Raw genomic sequence first — 20789 nt, 5'->3', positions numbered from 1 at the left:
ACCTTAATCCTTATCTGTTAGACCTCTGATCAATGTTAATAAAATGTTAAATGATGCGCAATGTTATTATTTTTTTGTGTTCGAAAGATCTCATTTCATCAAGGATTTAGGGGCGTATTGTTTTGAACTGAGCCAAACGAGGCGTAAGGCTCATGTAATGCAAGCTATTAGAAAATAGAGGGATGGGATTAACGGTAACGCCCTTTTCTTGCACCTGTTGCTTTACCCGCAAGCGCTATCAAAGTTTTATTGGTGTTGGCGTGAGTGATCGCTACGCCTAGAGCATCGGCAGCATCGGCCTGTGGTTTAGCGGGTAACTTAAGCATGCTCATCACCATGTTCTGAACCATAGACTTGTCCGCACCACCATTACCCGTCACCGCTTGCTTAATTAAACGAGCCGCGTATTCATGAACAGGCAAATCCGCATTTACAGCCGCTACGATCGCGCTGCCCCTAGCTTGCCCAAGCTTAAGCGCTGAGTCTGCATTCTTAGCCATGAAGACCTGCTCTATCGCAAACACATCCGGTTGAAACTGAGTGATGATTTCGCTCACACCGGCGTAGATTTGTTTGAGTCGGCCCGGCAGTTCTTTTTCAGAGGTGCGAATACAACCGCTACCTAAGTAATATAGATGGCGACCATTTTGACGAATCACGCCATAACCGGTAATACGCGAGCCAGGGTCAATTCCTAAGATAATAGACATAACTTCAATACTGATTATTTATACATGCTTTATGAGCTTAGTATATCGAACGCAAAAAAATATGCCCGTCAAATTAACGGGCATTCTCTAATTTACTGGCAAGTCTTGGCTAATTAATTGAGAGCTCTCTATCAACTAGGATCTCTTCATCAACAAGAAAAGATAACAGGCTTACGCTTGCTCTTTTTTCTCTGCCAATTTAACTGCGATTGCTAGCTCTTCCAGTGATGCTGGGTTCGCTAGGCTTGGCGCGTCTGTCAGTAGACATGCTGCAGCTGTTGTTTTCGGAAATGCGATAACGTCACGGATGTTCTCAGTACCACAAAGCAGCATTGCTAGACGGTCAAGACCGAATGCTAGACCAGCGTGCGGTGGCGTGCCGTACTTAAGCGCTTCAAGTAGGAAGCCGAACTTCTCTTGTTGCTCTTGTGCTTCGATACCTAGGATACCAAATACCGCTGTTTGCATTTCTGCGTTGTGGATACGTACAGAACCGCCGCCTACTTCGTAGCCGTTGATTACCATGTCGTATGCATCAGAATTTGCTGCTGCTGGGTTCGCTTTTAGCTCTTCCGCGTTCACACCTAGTGGTGATGTGAATGGGTGGTGCATTGCGTGTAGGTTACCTTCGCCGTCTTCTTCGAACATTGGGAAGTCAACAACCCACAGTGGAGCCCATGCAGATGTGTCTGTTAGCTCTAGATCCGTACCTAGTTTAAGACGAAGTGCGCCCATTGCTTCAGCAACGATGCCCGCTTTGTCTGCGCCGAACAGAATGATATCGCCAGATTCAGCTTGAGTACGATCTAGAATACCGTTGATTACGTCTTCGCTTAGGAATTTAGCAACTGGAGATTGAATACCTTCCATGCCTGCAGCACGGTCGTTAACCTTCATCCAAGCTAGGCCTTTCGCGCCGTAGATGTTTACGTGTTCAGCGTAGCCGTCGATTTGCTTACGAGTTAGCTTAGCACCACCTGGAACACGGATAACTGCTACGCGACCTTTTTCGTCGTTAGCTGGGCCAGAGAATACCTTGAATTCAACATCTTTAACCAAGTCAGCAACGTCCACTAGCTCTAGTGGGTTACGTAGATCTGGCTTATCAGAACCGAAACGACGAATCGCTTCAGAGAAAGGCATTACTGGGAATTGACCTAGTTCAACATCTAGAAGTTCTTTCCACATATCGTGAACAAGCTTCTCAGTCACGTTACGTACTTCTTGAGAAGTCATGAAAGATGTTTCGATATCGATTTGAGTAAATTCAGGCTGACGGTCAGCACGTAAATCTTCATCACGGAAACATTTAACGATTTGGTAGTAACGGTCAAAACCAGACATCATCAGCAGTTGCTTGAAAAGCTGAGGAGATTGAGGAAGTGCGTAGAAGCTACCTTTGTGAACACGGCTTGGTACTAGGTAGTCACGAGCACCTTCTGGTGTCGCTTTCGTTAGTACTGGCGTTTCGATGTCTAGGAATAAGTTCTCATCTAGGAAACGACGAACGAAGCTAGAAGCACGTGCACGAAGCTTAATACGGTCGCTCATTTCTGGACGACGAAGATCGATGTAACGGTACTTAAGACGCTGCTCTTCAGAGTTCGTTTGGTTGAAGTCTAGTGGAAGCGCTTCTGAACGGTTAATGATCTCTAGACCCGTCGCGTAAAGTTCTACTTCACCAGTAGCCATGTCTTTATTTACTTGGCTGTCCGGACGAACTCGTACTTCACCAGTAAACTTGATACAGAATTCATTACGCAGTTGGTTAGCGATCGGGAAGATATCTTTCATATCTGGATCGACAACAACCTGAACGATGCCTTCACGATCACGCATATCAATAAAGATAAGACCGCCTAAATCACGGCGACGGTTTACCCAGCCGCACAATTCTACAGTTTGTCCCGCCAGGGACTTGTTCAGGTTACCACAGTAATGGGTACGCATAATGAATTTCCCAATCTCTTAATTATTTACTAATTTCCAAGCTGTCAGTGGTCATTCCACACAACAGAGCAAAGGAACATTTATACGCGGAAACTCGCTTAAAATCGACCTTCCACATTCGAATTTATTGTGTTTTATCTGGCTTTGCTGCTTTTTAGCCCATCAAGTGCGCAAAGATTCATCAAAACCGAAAAAATTGCGATAATTATATCTCGAAAGTACCTTAATCAGCAAAACTCTCGTAAAGTAGATTTTCGTTTCAACCCAAAAACTTTTTGTAATGACTGATGGCGTGATGGATAACGGTGTAATAGATGGATAATCGTGTAATAACAACAGAAACTTTACCTCTAAGACTTGGATTAACTATGTGGTCTCATTCTGAGTGGCAAAGTCAGTTCTACGGTAAAGGCACCAAGCCTGCCGAACGCTTGGAAAAATACACCCAAGTTTTCCATACCGTTGAGGGCAACACCACCTTTTACGCTACGCCAAGTATGTCTACCGTTCACAATTGGAAAGCCGCCAGTCACGATGATTTCAAGTTCACCTTCAAATTGCCCAAATTCATCACCCACCAGCAACAACTGAGACACTGCCAAGCCGAACTCAAAGAGTTCTTGATGACGATGTCGCCACTGCATGACCGTATTGGTCAATGGACGATTCAGCTGCCGCACAGTTTTGAGCCCAGCATGCTGCCTGCCCTACAAAAGTTTTGCACCTTATTCCCAAAAGATATGCAGCTTGGCGTCGAAGTTCGACACTTAGGTTTCTTTGATAAGGGCGATGCGGAAAAACGCTTCAACCAATGGCTGGTTGCGGAAGGCATCAATCGCATCATTATGGACAGCCGCCCCGTTTTCTCTGCGCCACCCACCACAGAAGCGGTGATCGATGCGCATCAGAAAAAACCGCGTGTTCCTGTTCATGCAATTGCTACCGCCAATAACCCGATGATTCGATTTATTGGTCACCCAGACCAAGAACCTAATATTGAGTTTTTTAAGCCTTGGTTTGCCAAAATCCCAAACTGGCTTAATGAAGGCAAGCAGCCCTATTTAATGATCCACACCCCAGACAATAACCACGCACCTGAACTTGCGATTGCTATTTATAAGAGGCTACAAAAGCAAGTCTCTGAAAATACATCATTATTACTGCCCGAACTGGCTCAGTTTCCAGCTCAAAAAGGCAATCACCAAATCTCGATGTTTTAACCTCTCACTTGTAAGTAGCTTCGAACCTTGAGCTAAATCTCAGTTTTCGTGACAGTGGCGTTTTTTTTACGTAAAATACGCCCCCTTTTATTTGGTACGAATTTTGTGCCAATTACGCTGACTGTCGAGAGAAAATGCTATGAGCAACACAGACAATATCTTTTCCGCTCCTATTGATAAAATTGGAGACTTCACCTTTGATGCAAGGGTTGCTGAAGTATTTCCGGATATGATTCAACGTTCGGTGCCTGGCTATAGCAATATCATCTCTGCAATCGGCATGCTGGCTGAGCGCTTTGTAAAGCCACACTCAAATATTTACGACCTTGGCTGCTCGCTTGGTGCTGCGACACTTTCTATGCGTCGTCACATTCAGCAAGAAGGCTGCACGATTTTCGCGATCGATAATTCAGAAGCCATGGTTGAGCGCTGCAAATTGCACGTTAATGCTTACCGCAGTGACACACCGGTAGAAGTGATTGAAGCCGACATCCGTGAAGTGGAAATCAAAGACGCTTCTGTTGTGGTGCTTAACTTTACGCTGCAATTTCTTTCTCCAGACGATCGATACGCTCTGCTTGAGAAAATTCATGCTGGCTTGCGCCCAGGCGGGATCTTAATCCTGTCAGAAAAATACGTATTCGAAGATGAAAGCTCAAATGAACTGCTTATCGACCTGCACCATGATTTCAAACGTGCTAACGGGTACAGCGAGCTAGAAGTAAGTCAGAAACGTAGCGCAATTGAAAACGTGATGCGCCCGGATTCGATCCCTGTTCACAGAGAGCGATTTGATAAGATTGGCTTCTCAAGCAGCGAAGTCTGGTTCCAATGTTTCAACTTTGGTTCAATGTTCGCGATAAAGTAAACATTTTAGATTACGTAACCGTCGCGACACCGTTAGCACGTACTAAAATGTCATCCTCAAGAGCGAGGAACAAACGAATTGGGGATCTCTTATCAAACACGATAAACGAGATTCCCTAGCATGTTTGTCCACACTCTTAATGGAGTGACAAATTTAATTTCTACACCACCAACTCAGTGAAAACCTATGTTTAATTTTGCCAATTTTTATCAACTTATTGCCCAAGATACTCGCCTTCAGCCGTGGCTAAATGTTCTTCCTCAACAGCTGACGGATTGGCAAAATGCAGAGCACGGTGACTTCGACCGCTGGTTACGTGCATTGAACAAGATTCCACAAGGTGTGCCTGACCAAGTTGATCTGAAAAACTCAGTGACCATTGGCAGCTCTACACCGTTCCACACGGGTGAACTTAAAAAGTTAGAAAGCTTGCTAAAGACTTTCCACCCTTGGAGAAAAGGTCCTTACACGGTTCACGACATTCATATCGATACAGAATGGCGCAGTGACTGGAAATGGGATCGTGTGCTTCCACATATCTCACCACTTAAAAACCGTTCTGTGCTCGATGTAGGTTGTGGCAATGGTTACCACATGTGGCGCATGCTTGGCGAAGGCGCTCGTCTTACAGTAGGTATCGACCCTTCTCACCTTTTCTTGGTTCAGTTTGAAGCGATCCGTAAGTTGATGGGCGATGACCAACGTGCGCACCTTTTACCTCTAGGTATTGAACAACTACCAAAACTGGAAGCGTACGACACTGTATTCAGCATGGGCGTGCTATACCACCGTCGCTCTCCGCTTGATCACTTGATTCAACTGAAAGACCAATTGGTGTCTGGCGGTGAATTAGTGCTTGAAACCTTAGTGATTGAAGGCGATGAAAATGCAGTTCTGGTTCCTGTTGACCGTTACGCGCAGATGAGAAACGTGTACTTCTTCCCCTCTGCTCGAGCTCTGAAACGCTGGCTTGAACAGGTCGGCTTTGAAGACGTGCGCATCGTGGATGAGAATGTCACGACAATCGGCGAGCAACGCACGACAGAATGGATGACACACAACTCTCTACCAGATTACTTAGACCCGAATGATCCAAGTAAAACGGTTGAAGGTCACCCAGCACCAAGACGTGCCATTCTTGTGGCGACCAAGCCATAAATGTGATGCCCGAAAGCCATTATTTAGCCGATAACAGAGTAATGGCTTTTTGGTGGCTACAGCGCCACCTTTTGCTTCGCTGTGAGCTTTCACAAAAATGCGCGCAAATTGAACAAAAATTGACTTATGCTTAATAAGTGAGCTATTTAAAATTACAATAATTGGCGTAGCGCTCACATTGCGATTCAATATGACCAGACTCTTACAATAGGATGCTTCACGCATCCTTTTTTGTGGGCTAAACTTCTAAATAGTCTGAACTATTCTCTAATTTCCAAAGGTTTTTTTATGTTTAAGCGATTATCGCCTATTGTGGCGGTTGGTTTGCTCTCTGGTTGTACCCTTACTAACGGTGCTGCCTACCACCAAGAAACTCTCGATGCTATTGCCCGCTCAGAGACAAACATCGCAAATAAGGTTCAAAATCTTGAACTGCAACTAAGCAATCAAAGTGACTATATTGAAAGCTTAGAAGACGAAATTACTACCCTTTCTAGTCAATTAGATACCCATCTAACGAGCATGGAACACAAGGTTATTGAAGAGCTAGAGGAAGAGGAACCGGTCGCTATTGCCGTTGCTCCTATCGCTCCTATATCACAACCGACTATCCTTGGCGGCATCGAAAAAGTGTTTATCGACTCTATCAAGCAAAGCTTTGATGCTCGTGTTGATACAGGTGCAACCACCTCTTCTTTAAACGCTGTCGATATCAAAGAATTCGAACGTAACGGCAAGAACTGGGTTAAATTTCACCTAGACGACAAAGCCCAAGCTAAAGAAGACCAGAAATGGATTGAAGCGCCTGTTGTACGTTATGTAAAAATCCGTCAATCAACCAATGATCAAGCAGAACGTCGAGCTGTGATCGAATTATGGGTGAAAGTTGGAAAAATCCATGAAAAAGCGCAATTTACATTGGCGGATCGCTCTCAAATGAGTCACCCTGTGTTACTAGGGCGCGAATTTATCAAAGACATAGCGCTAGTAGATGTAAGTAAAAAGTACGTACAAACGGAAGTTAAATAACAATAGTAGGGTAAGCTATGACGTCAAGAATTCCATTTTATATCTCTATATTCCTGCTTATTGTGGCAGGTATAACACTGAGTATGTTCAGACATACGACCTACGGTGTACCTTGGACTCCAGGGGAAACCAGACAGGTTTGGGACGTTGAAGCTCGCATCGAGTTCAACGCAGTAGGCAAAGAAGCAAAAGTTTCCTTAGCGGCTCCTCATACTCAGTCTAACTACACACTTATCGGCGAATCGGCTTCATCGCCGGGTTACGGTATCTCTTACTTGAATACCGAATCAGGTCGCCGCGCAGAGTGGTCTATTCGATACGCAGATGGCCCTCAAACCATCTACTACAAAACACAATTCCTAGTCGACAACCAAGCAAAAGTTGATGCTATCGCACCAGAAGGTGAAGTCTCGCAACCAAGCTTCGACGGCCCTGAAGAAGCGGCTTCTCTTGCATTGATTGATAGAGCGACAAAACGTTCTGCAGACAATATCACTTTTACCCGTGAGCTCATCAAAACACTTAATGATCCAGACAGCCAAAACTCAGCGCTGATTCTGAACAACATGACCAAAGTGGAAGCGACACACAAGCTACTTTCAGCGGCGAAAATACACAACAAAGTGGTTGGTGTTATCGAGCTAGAAGATGGTCGTCGTCGTCAGTCGATTCAAAACATGATTCAGATCTGGGATAACGACGAGTGGGTTCTATTCTCTCCTGAATCAAGCGAACAACAAGTCCAACCAAACCTACTCATCTGGGACGAATCAAACGTTTCTCTACTGGATGTTGTTGGCGGTCAGAACAGTAAAGTTCACTTCTCTATGATTGCTCAAGAGGTTTCACCAACGGAAGCAACCAATAGTAAAGTCTCTGCTGATCAACTGTTAAACCTTTCAATTCACAGCCTACCGTTAGAAGAGCAAGCGATGTTTAAAACCATCATGCTGATTCCTATCGGTGCTCTGATTGTTGTGTTCCTACGTGTCATCATCGGCCTGAAAACGTCTGGTACGTTCATGCCAGTACTGATTGCGGTAGCCTTTGTACAAACACAACTGGTAACGGGTATTGTTGGCTTCCTGCTTATTGTAGGTACGGGTCTGATTATTCGAAGTTACTTGTCCAAACTCAACTTGCTCTTGGTAGCCAGGATATCCGCCGTAATCATCACGGTAATCATGATTATCTCTGTGTTTACTGTAGTCGCGTTTAAAGTGGGTCTGACTGAAGGTCTATCTATTACGTTCTTCCCTATGATTATCCTATCTTGGACTATCGAACGTATGTCTATCCTATGGGAAGAAGAAGGCGCGAAAGAAGTAATGCTGCAAGGTGGTGGTTCTCTATTCACTGCGGTTCTTGTTTACTTAGGCATGACTAACCCGTTCATTCAGCACTTAACGTTTAACTTTATTGGTTTACAACTTGTTATTCTAGCGACCATCTTGCTACTAGGTAACTACACAGGATACCGTCTAACCGAGCTTCGTCGCTTTAAACCGCTAGCGGAGGACTAAGTTATGTTTGATCAGTTTACTTCACCGTTTAGGTTGAAAGACAAAGGCATAATGGGAATGAACAAGCGTAACCATAGTTATATTGGTCGCTACAATGATCGTTCCAAGTATCCACTCGTTGATGACAAGCTTAAGACGAAGATCATTGCTGAACAGGCTGGTGCTACTGTACCAAAACTGATTGGCGTGATTGGTCATCAAGCTGAAGTAAAAACAATACACAAGATGGTAAAAGAGTGGCCGGGTTTCGTAATCAAGCCAGCTCAAGGCAGTGGTGGTAAAGGTATCCTTGTTGTGACTTCTCACAAGGACGGCGTTTACACCAAGCCATCGGGTTCGACTATCAATGAAGAAGACGTAGAGCGCCACATCAGTAACGCTCTCGCGGGTCTTTTCTCACTCGGTGGTAAGAACGATGTTGCTGTAGTTGAAAACCTCATCAAGTTTGACGAGTGTTTTGACGGCTTCAGTTACGAGGGTGTACCAGATGTACGAATCATTGTATTCAAGGGCTACCCTGTAATGGCGATGATGCGTCTATCGACTTCGGCTTCTGATGGTAAAGCTAACTTGCACCAAGGTGCTGTGGGCGTAGGTATTTGTATCGCTACGGGTAAAGCCGTTCGTGCGGTTCAATTTGACCACCCAGTGACTCACCACCCAGATACGGGTAAAGAGTTGGCGCTACTACAAGTACCCCATTGGGAAAAGCTGCTGACACTTGCATCAAGTGCTTGGGAAATGACAGGCCTTGGTTACATGGGTACGGACATGGTTTTAGACCAAGAAGAAGGCCCGATGGTACTGGAGCTAAACGCTCGCCCTGGATTAGCAATACAGATTGCAAACGGCGCAGGTTTATTACCTCGCTTGCATCATATTGAAAACCTGGGCACACCGGCTGAATACCCAAAACCAGCAGAGCGCGTTGCCTACGCTGCTAAGCAATTTGGTGTTCACGGTAGCGAAATTGTTCAAAACTAAGCTCATCTAAATTAAAGCGAAACGACTCAGTTATTGATACTGAATCTAGCTCGATAAAAAGGCCGCATAACTCTGAGAGTTACGCGGCTTTTTAATGCCAGCCGTCTTCACCGAGCTAATATGATTAAGCCTCTGTTACTTCACACTCAGGCTCACGAATAGGATCAATACGCACAGCCGCCACCTTAAATTCAGGGATCTTCGCGTGTGGATCAGTCGCTGTGGTAGTCAAACGGTTAACTGGTGATTCAACAAAATGGAATGGAATAAATACCACACCCTTTTGCATTCGTTTAGTCACAAAGGCCGCGATTTCGATTTCACCACGACGTGTTGAGACCTTAAGCATCTGACCATTCGAGATACCTAGCGCTTCAGCATCATGAACACTCACCATGGCACGCGGCCCTGCTAAGTTATCCAACCCTTTTGTTTTACGTGTCATGGTTCCGGTGTGGAACTGTTCTAGAATACGGCCTGTCGTTAATACTAACGGGTATTCCGCATCCGGTAGCTCAGCAGCGTATCTAAACGGAATCGCCTCCATTTGACCACGCCCACGCGTAAATTGGGTCTGGTGCATGATACGTGTGCCATCAGGGTTGTTCTTATTACTTGGCCATTGCACGCCGTTCACCGTAATGTTCTCCCAACGTAAACCACCATACTGTGGCGTGACACGCGCTATCTCATTGGTGATATCAGCAACCGAGTCATATTCCCAATTGCCGCCCATCGCATTAGCCAACATTTGGATAATCACCCAATCTTCTTTCGCTTCACCTGGAGGCAATACCGCCGGGTTAATACGCTGAACACGACGCTCGGTATTAGTAAAATGACCAGACTTCTCAGCAAACGAGCAAGACGGTAGCACCACATCGGCATATTGAGCGGTTTCGGTTAAGAAAATATCTTGAACCACGAGGAAATCTAACGCTTCAAGACCTTCAATCACATGCGCTTGGTTCGGGTCACTCAGCACTGGGTTCTCGCCCATTACGTACAGACCACGAACATCTCGATGACACGCTCCATCAATAATTTCGGTCAACGTTAAGCCTGTTTCAGCCGGTAGGTCAGAAACACCCCACTCCATCGCGAATTTTTGACGAACCATTGGGTTGTACACTTTCTGATAACCCGGAAGGTTATTTGGCAATGCGCCCATGTCACACGCACCCTGAACATTGGATTGACCACGTAATGGGTTGATACCGCCGCCTTCAATTCCGATATTGCCACACAAGAGCTGTAGGTTAGCGATTGATCGAACGTTATCGTGACCAGTGGTATGTTGCGTAATGCCCATCGAGTAGTACACCGCTGTACGCTCTGCAGTACCAATCAATCGCGCCATTGCGAAGATGTCTTCCGCTTTAACGCCAGTTACCAGCTCCACTTTGTCTAGTGAATAACTTGGTGACATTACCTCTTGAAGCAAGGTATCAAAGCCATCCACACGGTCTTCGATATACTCTTGGTCGTACCAACCGTGTTTGATGATTTGCTGCATCACACCATTGATCAACATTACATCAGTACCCGGTCGGTGCGCTAAATAAAGTTCAGCATGGTCAGCAATATCGATTCGTTTTGGATCGGCAACGATCAATCTCGCTCCACCATGTCTCACAGCTTGCTTGATATGCGAGCCAATAATTGGGTGTGCTGACGTGGTGTCGGAGCCAATAATAAAGATCACATCTGAGTGCTTGATGCTTGGAATATCATTGGTCATCGCCCCGCTACCTAGCGAAGCCTCTAAACCAGTAACAGTAGATGCGTGACAAAGGCGCGCACAGTGATCGACGTTATTGGTACCGAGTTCACGACGTATGAATTTTTGGAAGGCATAGTTATCTTCATTGGTGGTTTTCGCCGACGAGAACCCCGCTAAAGCGTTACTGCCAAAGCCTTGCTTAATCGCAGTAAACTTCTCGGCAATAAGCTTAACTGCCTCATCCCAACTTGCAGGTTGCAACCAGCCATCTTTACGAATTAATGGTGTGGTTAAACGCGCATCGCTGCCCACAAAATCGAAGCCAAATCGTCCCTTAACACACAACATGCCTTCATTAACCGGAGAGTCTCCGCCTTCGATATAGCGGATTTTGTTTTTCTGCTCATCGATATGCATGGTTAGCTTGCAGCCGACACCGCAATAGGTGCAGATGGTATCGACTTTCTTGAGTACGTCTGTGTCTCCCTGCTTTCTGTCGCGAGCATCCACCATTGCACCGGTTGGACACGCCTGAATACACGATCCACATTGAACGCAGTTTGAGTCGCCCATTAAGGTCTTGTCCGCCCCAAAGTTAGGGCGACATTCGGGTCTTGATGCAGGTTTGCCATCGGATTGGTTCATGAAGCTTAGAACGCCATGAACATTCTGTTCGCGACAGGCTTGGATACACTGGCCACAACTGATACAGCGGTTGGCGTCAAAGATAATGAACTCAGAACTGTCATCGACCGAAAATTTTTGTCTTGTTAACCCGACCTTCGCTTCTTCAGCACGAATCGCCTGCCAACTCTCATTCGAAGCCACATCGATTTTGTACTCTGGATGCGTTTGCGTTGCTTTGTATTCGGTCGAGTAGTCTCGTAGGTCGCAATCGGTATTGGCTTGGCAACCACACTCTAGACATCTTGCTGCTTCCGCTATTGCATCAGCATTATCAAACCCTGTTTCTACTTCATCAAAGCTTTGTTCACGCTGCTCGGGCGTTAGTTCTGGCATGATCTTACGAGCCATACGTTGTATCGACTGGTATTGCTCAGGATCCACCGCTTTGAGCTGTTTGTGTTTTCTTGAGTTAAACGGTTTGGCCGGAATATTTTCCATATCACCGTGGAAGAAGCGATCGATCGCTTGTGCAGCAATACGCCCATCCCCCACCGCTTCGACTGCGGTTGCAGGGCCGCGTCGGAAATCACCAATACTGAAAATATTTCCGGTTCCGGTATGCATGGTTTGTGGATCAGCATCTGCGGTATTCCAACGAGTAAGAGGAATATCAATCGCTTCATTGTCCATAAAGCTCAGATCAGGCTTTTGCGACACGGCAGCAATAACCGTATCAAACGCTTCAACAAAGAACTCGCCCGTTGGTTTAGGGCTGCGGCGGCCTGAAGCATCAGCAGGACCCAAAGCCATTCGTTCTAATCGTATTTCTGATACATGACCATTTTCATCGGCTATGTTTTCTGCAGGGTTGGTTAAGAAGTGGAACTTCACACCCTCATGTTCAGCTTCTTCGATTTCGTAATCTTCTGCTGGCATCTCATCTCGAGTACGACGATAAATCAGCGTAGTATCCGCGCCATCACGAACTGCGGTTCGAGCACAGTCAATCGCTGTATTACCGCCACCGATCACGGCAACCTTTTTACCAGTGACGTACTGCTGATCGGTCACGTAATCTTTCAGATAATCGACACCCAAATAACAACCTCCGAGTTCGCTACCCGGGTAATTCATCTCGACCGCTTGCGATGCACCAACGGCTAAACAAACCGCATCAAAATCGTTACTTAAATCAGACAGTGTAAAATCAACACCGAGTTTTTTACCGCACTCAACCACCATTCCGTTGCGACACATCAACTCGATTTCTTTATCTAGAATCGACTTAGGTAAGCGATATTCAGGGATACCGTAACGCAGCCAACCACCCGCTTGCGGCATCGACTCATAGACACTGACATCATAGCCTTCGTTAGATAGGTAATAACCCGCCGTAAGCCCACCGGGGCCACTACCGACAATTGCAATACTCTTGCCTTTATTCGGTTTCTTAGCTGGCATGTAGCTCTCTTGAGTCGCTAAATCCGCGTCGGCAGCGTGTCGTTTGAGTTGGCGAATCGCAATGGATTCATCAACCAAGTTACGACGACATTCGGTTTCACAGAAAGCAGGACACACACGACCAATTGAAAGCGGCATTGGTAATGTCTTTTTGATCACTTCAATCGCTTTGATGTGATCATTTTGAGCAATATGGTGCAGGTAAGATTGGATGTCGACCCCAGCAGGACAGGCTGTTTGGCATGGCGCCTCACAGTCAGCGTAGTGATCGGTCATAATGCGATTCAACGCTTCTTGTCGATGATTCGTTAACTGTTTTGACTGAGTGGTAATATTCAACCCATTAGACACTTCAAGCTCACAAGAGCGAGTAACACCAACGCCATCAACTTCAACGACACACAAATCACACGGCACTTTATCCGCTGTTTTGTTCAAACCACATAAAGATGGGATTTCCAAACCACATGTTTTTGCCGCTTCAAGAACGGTTTGTCCTTGCTCGACGATTCGATATTTCCCATCAATCACGATTTGAATCATACCTAAGTCCTACCTTTACCTTTCGCACACGCGAGTTATCAATAATTAAAATTTAAGTAATACAATATTATTAATATTATTAAATCTATGTCATTACCATACATTATTTGTGGTTTTGTGCGTGTGACCTCAAACAAGTTCCATTGATAATAACCACAAGATATGAGTGGTCTTATCAGTATCGATAAAAGAATTAGGCGAGAGGAGTTCAGTTGAAGAAATTAGATTCAAGATACAAAAAAGCCCCTATTGATTAGGGGCTTTGTACAAATATCATTGAGTCGCTTTCGAGCTTATAACTCAGTTATCAAGCTTATTGCTCGGCTATCAAGGCTATGACTCGGCTATCAAGGTTATTGCTCAGCTTCTTCAATAAGCTCTTGAACTGGGGATGCCGGTTTGTTTTGAGCAAAACCGCGCAGGCCAACAACATGTACGTGCTCGTGATCTTTAAAGACCTTACGAACCAGTTTGTAGGTTGTGCCTTTCTCAGGGCTAATGTTCTCTGGTGCTGCAATCAAAAGTTGCATACCTAAACGGTCACACAGTTCGAACAAGGTAGAGATAGATTTCGCATCCAGACGAGCTGCTTCATCAAGGAACAACAAACGACATGGAACGATGTCTTTGCTACGAAGTCGACGAGACTCTTCTTCCCAGCTCTGAACAACCATCAGTAGGATAGACTGACCAGTACCGATCGCTTCACCGGTAGAAAGTGCGCCCGATTCAGCTTGTAACCAACCATCAGAACCACGGTTAACTTCAACACTTAGCTCTAGGTAGTTACGGTAATCCAGTAGCTCTTCACCTAGAACTTGTGGAGAACGTTGACCCATATCGATATGTGGGTTAACACGTTGGAACAACTTCGCCATCGCTTCTGAGAAGGTAAAGCGCGTTGATTCAAACAAGTCTTTGTGTTGCTCTTGCTGAGTCGCTAGACCTGATAGCAAGATCTCGTGACTTTCACGAATCTTAACGTTCAGACGTACGCCCTTAACCTGACCAAAGTAGATGTTCGACAAACCTTGGTTCAGCATACGAATACGGTTCTGCTCGCGCTGAATCGTTTTCTTGATGATGCTTGCTACCGACTCAGAGCTGATCGCCAAGCGGTTTTCACGCTGCGTCAGTTCTTCTGTTAGTCGGGCTAGCTCAACTTCCATCTCTTCGATTGCTTCTACCGGATCATCCGTATGAATGATGTCTTGGCGAATACGCTCGCGAAGATGTTGGTAAACCGCAATATAGAACAGAACCTTACGCTCTGGATGTGCGTTGTCTTCAGATAGACGCAGCGAATCACGTAGGTCGTCATTGTCAGCTACAGCTAGACGTAAAGCACCCAGTGATTTATCCGACATAGAACGAAGCTCGCCCGCCGTTAGGTAAGCCAGTTCACGCTTATGAAGACGACGTTCAACATCATTTTCACGAGCTAAGCGAAGTACTGAACACCAGCCTGCTTTTGCTGCAACAACGAAAGTACGAAGCTCTGTGTACTCTTTCTGAACTTTCTTAAGACGCTTAGCCAAGGCTTTCATCTCAAGTTCTGTTGACGTAATCGTTCGCTCGTATTCGCTCTTACGGCTGCGAGATGTGTGCAGACGTTCTTGAAGTTCATCACGACGACGTACAGCACGCTCTTCAGCGCCTTCGTCAGCGTTTACGCCGAACTCTTGTAGCTCTTGTTTGAACTCTTGAACCGTCTCTTGCTTCGCTTGATGTGAGCTCTTCAGTGCCGCCAATACTTGGTTGTATTGGTTCATCTGTTCGCGAGCTTGCTTCAAGCCATCGCGGCCTTTGGTTCTTGCTTGTTCAGCTTGAACCAACTTCGCTTTCAGTTGCTCGCTCAGTTCACTGCTCTTGTTAAGCAAATCAACAGAATCCGCGTAAGCAAAGTAGTGACGACGCTCAATCAGATCAGACAGTGCGAACACTTTGCCTTTTAGCGTTTGTAGAGCGCTGTCGGCTTGACGATACTCGGCCTCCAAAGCTTCGAACTGCTCTGGGTCAGCGTCTAGTGCTGATACGATTTGCTCTAGAGAAGTAAGCGATTTGCCGTGCTTATTCAAGTAAGACTTAGCTTCACTTAAACGCTCTAGTTGCGCTTCTAATTCAGCTAAGCGCTCAGCCAATGTTTCGTCTTCTAAAATACGAACCATAGGTGCTAATTTATCTAGCGCACCGAGTGCCTGCTTGCTTTGTAGAAGCTGGCTACGTTGCTGCTGCTCTTTAGAGTTAAGCTCAGCCAGAGAACGAACAATTTGATTACGCTTATCACGAATCGCAGCAAGTGCTTGTTCTGGGTCTGCGTTAAACGCAACGTGCAGGTGCTTCGCAACAAAGCTGTTGAATGCTTGATATAGGCGATTCAGCTTTTGAGAGTCAAACGCGGCTTTCGCGTGGTTCTCAACAACAACGTCACGCTCTTCGCGCAATTTCTCTAGACGTTGTTCACGAGCCGCACGGCCAAACAGTGGGATCTCAGGGAAACGTGAGTAACGCATTTGGCGATCGTTCAGCTGAACACATACTGCGCCTTCAAGCTCATCGGCATTAAATGAACTGTCATCAAACGCGTCGACATCGCCTTCTAGGATGTAAAGGTCTTCTGGACAATCATCAAGATCCACCAGCTTCTCCTTAATACCATCAAGATCAGAAACCACAATTGCGTGACGAGCTGGGCCGTACATCGCACTGAAGTACGGCGCATCACCAATCGTGATGTCATCGTAGATCTCAGAAAGCAACACGCCACCAAGCGTATCCGCCAGACCTTTCAAACGAGGATCGTTAGATCCACCTGGCGAAGCTAAACGCTCAATCTCTTGCTCAAGTTCAGCTCGGCGCGTAGCCAACTGATCTTTTGCTGCCGCTTGCGATTTCTCATCTTCAAGCACTTGCTGCATTTGAGTCATCACCGCTTGGCTATCTTCTAGTTCAGCGTCGGTTTGATCTCTTAGTGCTTCAAGCGCATCGTTTGCCGTGATCCACGCAGGAGCAATGGACTCAAGCTTTTGAATCTCTTGGTCGTGGTTTTGTTGTACACGACGTTGCTCACTCTTCGCTTCACGCAGCTCTTCTTGAGCGTACTCAAGAGACTCGATCTGCATAGCGTGACGTTCACGTTCTTCATCGAAAACCGCTTCGTCAGTCAGTGAGATGTTGTGTTGCTTTTGGTATTCAGTCGCAAGCTCTTTTGCTTGACGCTGCTGAGCCACATCACGAGCCATATCACGGTGCTGAGCACGCCACTGCTGTTCATTTTCAACAACGTGTTTTGCGTTACGACCTTTCTCTAACGCTTGTTTAGCGCTGCTAGACGCTTCTTTACGTTCAACGTCACCGATAATACTTTTAACAAGAGCGAGCGCTTTGTCGAACTGTGCAGAAGCAGCAGAAGACATGTCTAGTTTATGCTTCGTCGACAGTAGCGTTTGAGTGCTTGATTCTTCTTGTGCTTTTAGCTCTGAAACCAGAGTTAGTGCGCTTTCTGCCGTAATAGATTCATCACCAAGCAACTGCTTAGTTTTCTCTAATGCTTGAACCGCTTGCTGGTATTGAAGTGCACGCGTTTGCTGAACATCCAACGCTTGTTGGTAGTCAGCAAGCTGAGTTTTCAGGCTATCCACTTCTTCTTCAGTGATGGTTGCCTGCTCTTCAGCAAGAAGTACTCGCTCTTGAGCTTCTTCAACCACCATCATTTGCTCTTCTAGACGCTCGTTAAGCTCTTCTAGATCTTCGCTGTAGCGGGCAATTTTCTCTTGCTGACGAAGTGCAGTTTGAACTAATTGCAGATGATCCGAAGCCGCTTGGTAATCTTGCTCTAGTGCTGATTCTTGATCGACAAGTAACTCTAGTTCTTCTTGAACGCGGTTCAACAAGTTGTTTTGATCAAGCAAGGTTTCACGAGAACCAAACAGCTCACCACGGAACTTCATGGTTTGATCAAGATTGTTGCGACGATCGTTAGCATGGCGCATGTAATCTGCTGCTACGTAGTTCGTAGATTCAGTGATCAAGTGCTTAAACAAATCACGATCCGACTGAGTCGTTTTGATCGCTTCTAGCGTCATACGGTTTTCGCGTAGTGCTGATTCCATGTCTTGGAACGCTTTCTTCACACCACCATTTTGCGGTAACAGGTAATCACGCAGAGAACGCGTAATCGCACTTGAGATACCACCGTAAAGTGATGCTTCAATTAGGCGGTAGAACTTAGAACGGTCGCTGCTGTTACGTAGTTTCTTCGGTACCACACCGTATTCAAACATTTGCGAGTGGTAATCAACAATCGAAGAGAAGGCCTTAAAATGCGTGCCTTCGTATTGTGCAACCGCCGCTTTCACGTCGTTCAACTGACATACGCGAGCGTGGCTGTCTGAAACGTTCTGAATCAACACATCCGTTGGTTTCACATGGCTTGGAAGGCCTTGGATAACGAACGGTTTAATGTCGACTTTCTTATCACGACCCGCGACTTGCTGCAGTTTTACTGCAAACAATAGACGCTGATTACGAGAGTTCACAACATCTAGTGCGGCATAACATGCGCCTGGCTGAAGCTTACCGTAAAGGCCTTTATCACGAGATGACTGTGAGCTACCCGCTTCCGTTGTGTTACGGAAATGCAGAAGGCTTTGGTCAGGGATCAGTGCTGTGATGAATGCCGCCATTGTGGTCGACTTACCCGCACCGTTACCGCCAGAAAGCGTTGTAACCAATCCATCAATATCAAAAGTACGCGCAAAGAAGCCGTTCCAGTTGACCATGGTTAATGATTGATACTTACCTCTTTCAATCATGCTTCACCTTCTACTTTTGTTTGTTCGCCAGCATTTGACTCAAGGTCAAAGTCAGCTTGATCGTTAAAAATGTCTTGTTGACCGTTTTCGTCTACGTCTGCATCTACTTCTGATGTGGCTTCCGCTTGTTCTTCATTCAACAAGCTACCTTGGTTAGGCTCTTGGGTATGCACCACAGCTTCACCATCACGGATAAGACGTAACTGCGCTTCTTTCATATCATCGCCAACACGAACGTCAGCGCCAAAACGGAATACCGCTTCGCTGATACGGAACTTGCCGGTTTCACCAATCGCAATCAACATACCGATACGGCGTAAGCGACGTAGAGAAGTACGTACTTTTTCGAACAGCTTTTCTTTATCTAGGTCAGAACCAGACGCACGGTTGGTTGCTAGCTTCATGAGTTTTTTCTCATCCGCTAACGACATCAACTCATCAAACAGTTCTTGGTTGGTGAAGATACCTTCATGAGCAAGACGTTCTGGGCTTAGGTATAAGAAACACAACACCTTTCCAACCAACATGTCGAGCTCAGACAACACACTACGACCAATCAGAGACGTAGAACGCGGACGCAGGTAATAGAAACCTTCCGGCGCTTTTACCAATTCCGTATTGTAGCGTTGATAGAAATGCTGAAGCTCAACTTCAAAATCAGACAGCAACGCGTGGTTATCTAGGTCTTCTGTTGAAACATGCTTACCTGAACGCAGCATGCTATCTAGCGCAGGGAACAGTGGGTTCGCTATCGCTTTTACCAGTTTCTCTGGCATGTAATCATCAGTACTTGTTAATGACATTTGCTTGTACCTTTGCACCGAAATCGTTAATTGCCTGCCAATCTGGCTGAATAGCCTGATAATCAGACTCTGAGTAACCTAAGCGCACGGCTTGGTCGACAACAATTCTGGCTAAATCAAAATGGTGTGTGCGAGGGTGTGCAGCGAGGTAATCGCGTAACACAAGGCCAAGATCAATTGGCGCGCCTTGCTGTTTGTGAGCTTTTAACATCTCTGCAATTCGATCTGAAAGCAGGTCATTTACTTGCTCAAATTCTTCGTACTCTACGTCGATTGGTGCTTGTCCCATCACTTCGTCATCACGAAGCACGAGCGCTTCATCACGAAGATCCGTCAGCTTCTCAGCATCGGCGTAGGTCAATAACCAAGGCGCATCAAAGTAGTCAGTGACTGACTGACGCAAGCGCTGGCTAAAGGCGCGGTTTTTATCCATATCAATCGCGGTACGGATGAACTTGTGAACATGGCGGTCGTAGCCGATCCATAAATCGATGGCTTGTTGGCCCCAACTGGTGATTCGGTCTAGCTTCATCTGCAAGCCGAACAGGGTTTCGCCAACGAACTCGAGTTCATCGTCACCGTAAACAATTTCTTGAATATCGAGGATCTGTGTTTGCAGTTCATCCCCCGCCGCTTGCAAGGTGTCTTGCAATTCTTTTAGTGTGGACGAGGTTTCTGAAAGCAAGGTTTCACAGTTGTTAATCGCCTCTCGCCAATCCTTGTTTAAAAGGTCGGCAATTTGCTGTTTAACGGTTTGCTGCTGCTCATCCATAACACGTTGGTTAAGATCAATCTGATCGAAAATTTCACCAACAGAATACTTGAGCACGCCGTAAACATTCTTTCTCCAATGTCCTGGAGTTCCGCCTTTTTGTGCTGCTTCAATGGCTTTTGCCATCTCGTCCGCAACCATAGAAAGCTGGATAGACAGTTTTAACTTAGAGAACTGACGGTGGCGTAAGTAATAATCTGAAATACCAATCGCCAATGGTGATAAGCGATAAATACTCGCACCATCGGTGATTTCGCTGGTAAAGCGGCTAATCAACTTCTGTTTAACTAACTCGTTGATGGCATTGTTGGCACGAAACGCGGACGCTTCACCAGTATCTTCAAACAGTCGAGTGACGATGGTAAATGCATCGTGCAGTTCACCCTCGCCCAACTCTTCATCGAACCTTTCATTGCTTAGTACTGCGATAGCAATCAAAAATGCTAAGCGCTCTGGTGGCAAGTTTAATGAAAAATCATGCTGCTTGACCCAGCCCACCAACTCATCAATTGGCTGCTCTTCGGCAGTTTGAGTCATTTCACTCATTGTGGTTCCTGTTACTGTTCTTCGTCATATCGAATGTATTAGATATGACGCCTATTTC

At 45.9% G+C, this 20789-nt stretch carries 12 protein-coding genes; 6 read left to right on the top strand and 6 right to left on the bottom strand.

All coding sequences use genetic code 11. The features are described from left to right. Positions 1–188 precede the first annotated feature (188 nt). Positions 189–710 (bottom strand): crossover junction endodeoxyribonuclease RuvC, encoded by a 522-nt coding sequence (gene ruvC, locus AB4351_RS12185; RefSeq protein WP_008219936.1) that lies wholly within the window; start codon positions 708–710, stop codon positions 189–191. 171 nt (positions 711–881) lie between these two features. Then, positions 882–2660, bottom strand: coding sequence for an aspartate--tRNA ligase (gene aspS, locus AB4351_RS12180; RefSeq protein ID WP_017062081.1), 1779 nt, complete (start codon positions 2658–2660; stop codon positions 882–884). 314 nt (positions 2661–2974) lie between these two features. Here aspS and AB4351_RS12175 point away from each other — a divergent pair, with 314 nt between their 5' ends. From AB4351_RS12175 to AB4351_RS12150, 6 genes are all read left to right on the top strand, one after another. Beyond that, complete coding sequence (locus AB4351_RS12175) at positions 2975–3880, top strand: DUF72 domain-containing protein (RefSeq protein WP_372126137.1); 906 nt, start codon at positions 2975–2977, stop codon at positions 3878–3880. A 139-nt stretch (positions 3881–4019) separates the two neighbouring features. Beyond that, positions 4020–4748, top strand: coding sequence for a carboxy-S-adenosyl-L-methionine synthase CmoA (cmoA, locus tag AB4351_RS12170; RefSeq protein WP_017062083.1), 729 nt, complete (start codon positions 4020–4022; stop codon positions 4746–4748). Positions 4749–4934: 186 nt separating this feature from the next. Beyond that, positions 4935–5906 (top strand): tRNA 5-methoxyuridine(34)/uridine 5-oxyacetic acid(34) synthase CmoB, encoded by a 972-nt coding sequence (gene cmoB / locus AB4351_RS12165; RefSeq protein ID WP_009846365.1) that lies wholly within the window; start codon positions 4935–4937, stop codon positions 5904–5906. 288 nt (positions 5907–6194) lie between these two features. After that, positions 6195–6935 (top strand): ATP-dependent zinc protease, encoded by a 741-nt coding sequence (locus tag AB4351_RS12160; protein WP_372126136.1) that lies wholly within the window; start codon positions 6195–6197, stop codon positions 6933–6935. A gap of 17 nt (positions 6936–6952) precedes the next feature. Then, the gene (locus AB4351_RS12155; RefSeq protein WP_029235905.1) at positions 6953–8458 is read left to right on the top strand and encodes an inactive transglutaminase family protein; all 1506 of its coding nucleotides are present in this window, start codon (positions 6953–6955) and stop codon (positions 8456–8458) included. A 3-nt stretch (positions 8459–8461) separates the two neighbouring features. Continuing rightward, complete coding sequence (locus AB4351_RS12150) at positions 8462–9442, top strand: alpha-L-glutamate ligase-like protein (protein ID WP_029235672.1); 981 nt, start codon at positions 8462–8464, stop codon at positions 9440–9442. Positions 9443–9566: 124 nt separating this feature from the next. Here AB4351_RS12150 and fdhF read toward each other — a convergent pair whose 3' ends face one another. The 4 genes from fdhF to mukF form a co-directional block, all read right to left on the bottom strand. Beyond that, on the bottom strand, positions 9567–13796 hold the full coding sequence (gene fdhF, locus AB4351_RS12145) for a formate dehydrogenase subunit alpha (RefSeq protein ID WP_372126134.1): 4230 nt from the start codon (positions 13794–13796) through the stop codon (positions 9567–9569). A 353-nt stretch (positions 13797–14149) separates the two neighbouring features. Next, positions 14150–18610, bottom strand: a complete 4461-nt coding sequence (gene mukB / locus AB4351_RS12140; protein WP_372126132.1) for a chromosome partition protein MukB — start codon at positions 18608–18610, stop codon at positions 14150–14152. Beyond that, positions 18607–19413 (bottom strand): chromosome partition protein MukE, encoded by an 807-nt coding sequence (gene mukE / locus AB4351_RS12135; RefSeq protein ID WP_017067527.1) that lies wholly within the window; start codon positions 19411–19413, stop codon positions 18607–18609. Before mukE ends, mukB begins: the two co-directional genes overlap by 4 nt. Beyond that, positions 19394–20731 (bottom strand): chromosome partition protein MukF, encoded by a 1338-nt coding sequence (gene mukF / locus AB4351_RS12130; RefSeq protein WP_017055049.1) that lies wholly within the window; start codon positions 20729–20731, stop codon positions 19394–19396. The genes mukE and mukF overlap by 20 nt, the downstream gene beginning before the upstream one ends. Between the last annotated feature and the right edge of the window lie 58 nt (positions 20732–20789).

The organism is Vibrio sp. 10N.261.51.F11 (assembly GCF_041471665.1).
Taxonomy (GTDB): Bacteria; Pseudomonadota; Gammaproteobacteria; order Enterobacterales; family Vibrionaceae; genus Vibrio; species Vibrio crassostreae_C.
The sequence above is the reverse complement of the archived record's forward strand: the minus strand, read 5'-3'. Positions and strand labels throughout refer to the sequence as shown.

What these genes read in the sequence shown, in the direction of transcription:
- mukB (WP_372126132.1), bottom strand. Translation starts at nt 18,610, where the DNA reads ATGATTGAAAGAGGTAAGTATCAATCATTAACCATGGTCAACTGGAAC.
- fdhF (WP_372126134.1), bottom strand. Translation starts at nt 13,796, where the DNA reads ATGATTCAAATCGTGATTGATGGGAAATATCGAATCGTCGAGCAAGGA.
- cmoB (WP_009846365.1), top strand. Translation starts at nt 4,935, where the DNA reads ATGTTTAATTTTGCCAATTTTTATCAACTTATTGCCCAAGATACTCGC.
- mukE (WP_017067527.1), bottom strand. Translation starts at nt 19,413, where the DNA reads ATGTCATTAACAAGTACTGATGATTACATGCCAGAGAAACTGGTAAAA.
- ruvC (WP_008219936.1), bottom strand. Translation starts at nt 710, where the DNA reads ATGTCTATTATCTTAGGAATTGACCCTGGCTCGCGTATTACCGGTTAT.
- aspS (WP_017062081.1), bottom strand. Translation starts at nt 2,660, where the DNA reads ATGCGTACCCATTACTGTGGTAACCTGAACAAGTCCCTGGCGGGACAA.
- AB4351_RS12155 (WP_029235905.1), top strand. Translation starts at nt 6,953, where the DNA reads ATGACGTCAAGAATTCCATTTTATATCTCTATATTCCTGCTTATTGTG.
- AB4351_RS12175 (WP_372126137.1), top strand. Translation starts at nt 2,975, where the DNA reads ATGGATAATCGTGTAATAACAACAGAAACTTTACCTCTAAGACTTGGA.
- mukF (WP_017055049.1), bottom strand. Translation starts at nt 20,731, where the DNA reads ATGAGTGAAATGACTCAAACTGCCGAAGAGCAGCCAATTGATGAGTTG.
- cmoA (WP_017062083.1), top strand. Translation starts at nt 4,020, where the DNA reads ATGAGCAACACAGACAATATCTTTTCCGCTCCTATTGATAAAATTGGA.
- AB4351_RS12160 (WP_372126136.1), top strand. Translation starts at nt 6,195, where the DNA reads ATGTTTAAGCGATTATCGCCTATTGTGGCGGTTGGTTTGCTCTCTGGT.
- AB4351_RS12150 (WP_029235672.1), top strand. Translation starts at nt 8,462, where the DNA reads ATGTTTGATCAGTTTACTTCACCGTTTAGGTTGAAAGACAAAGGCATA.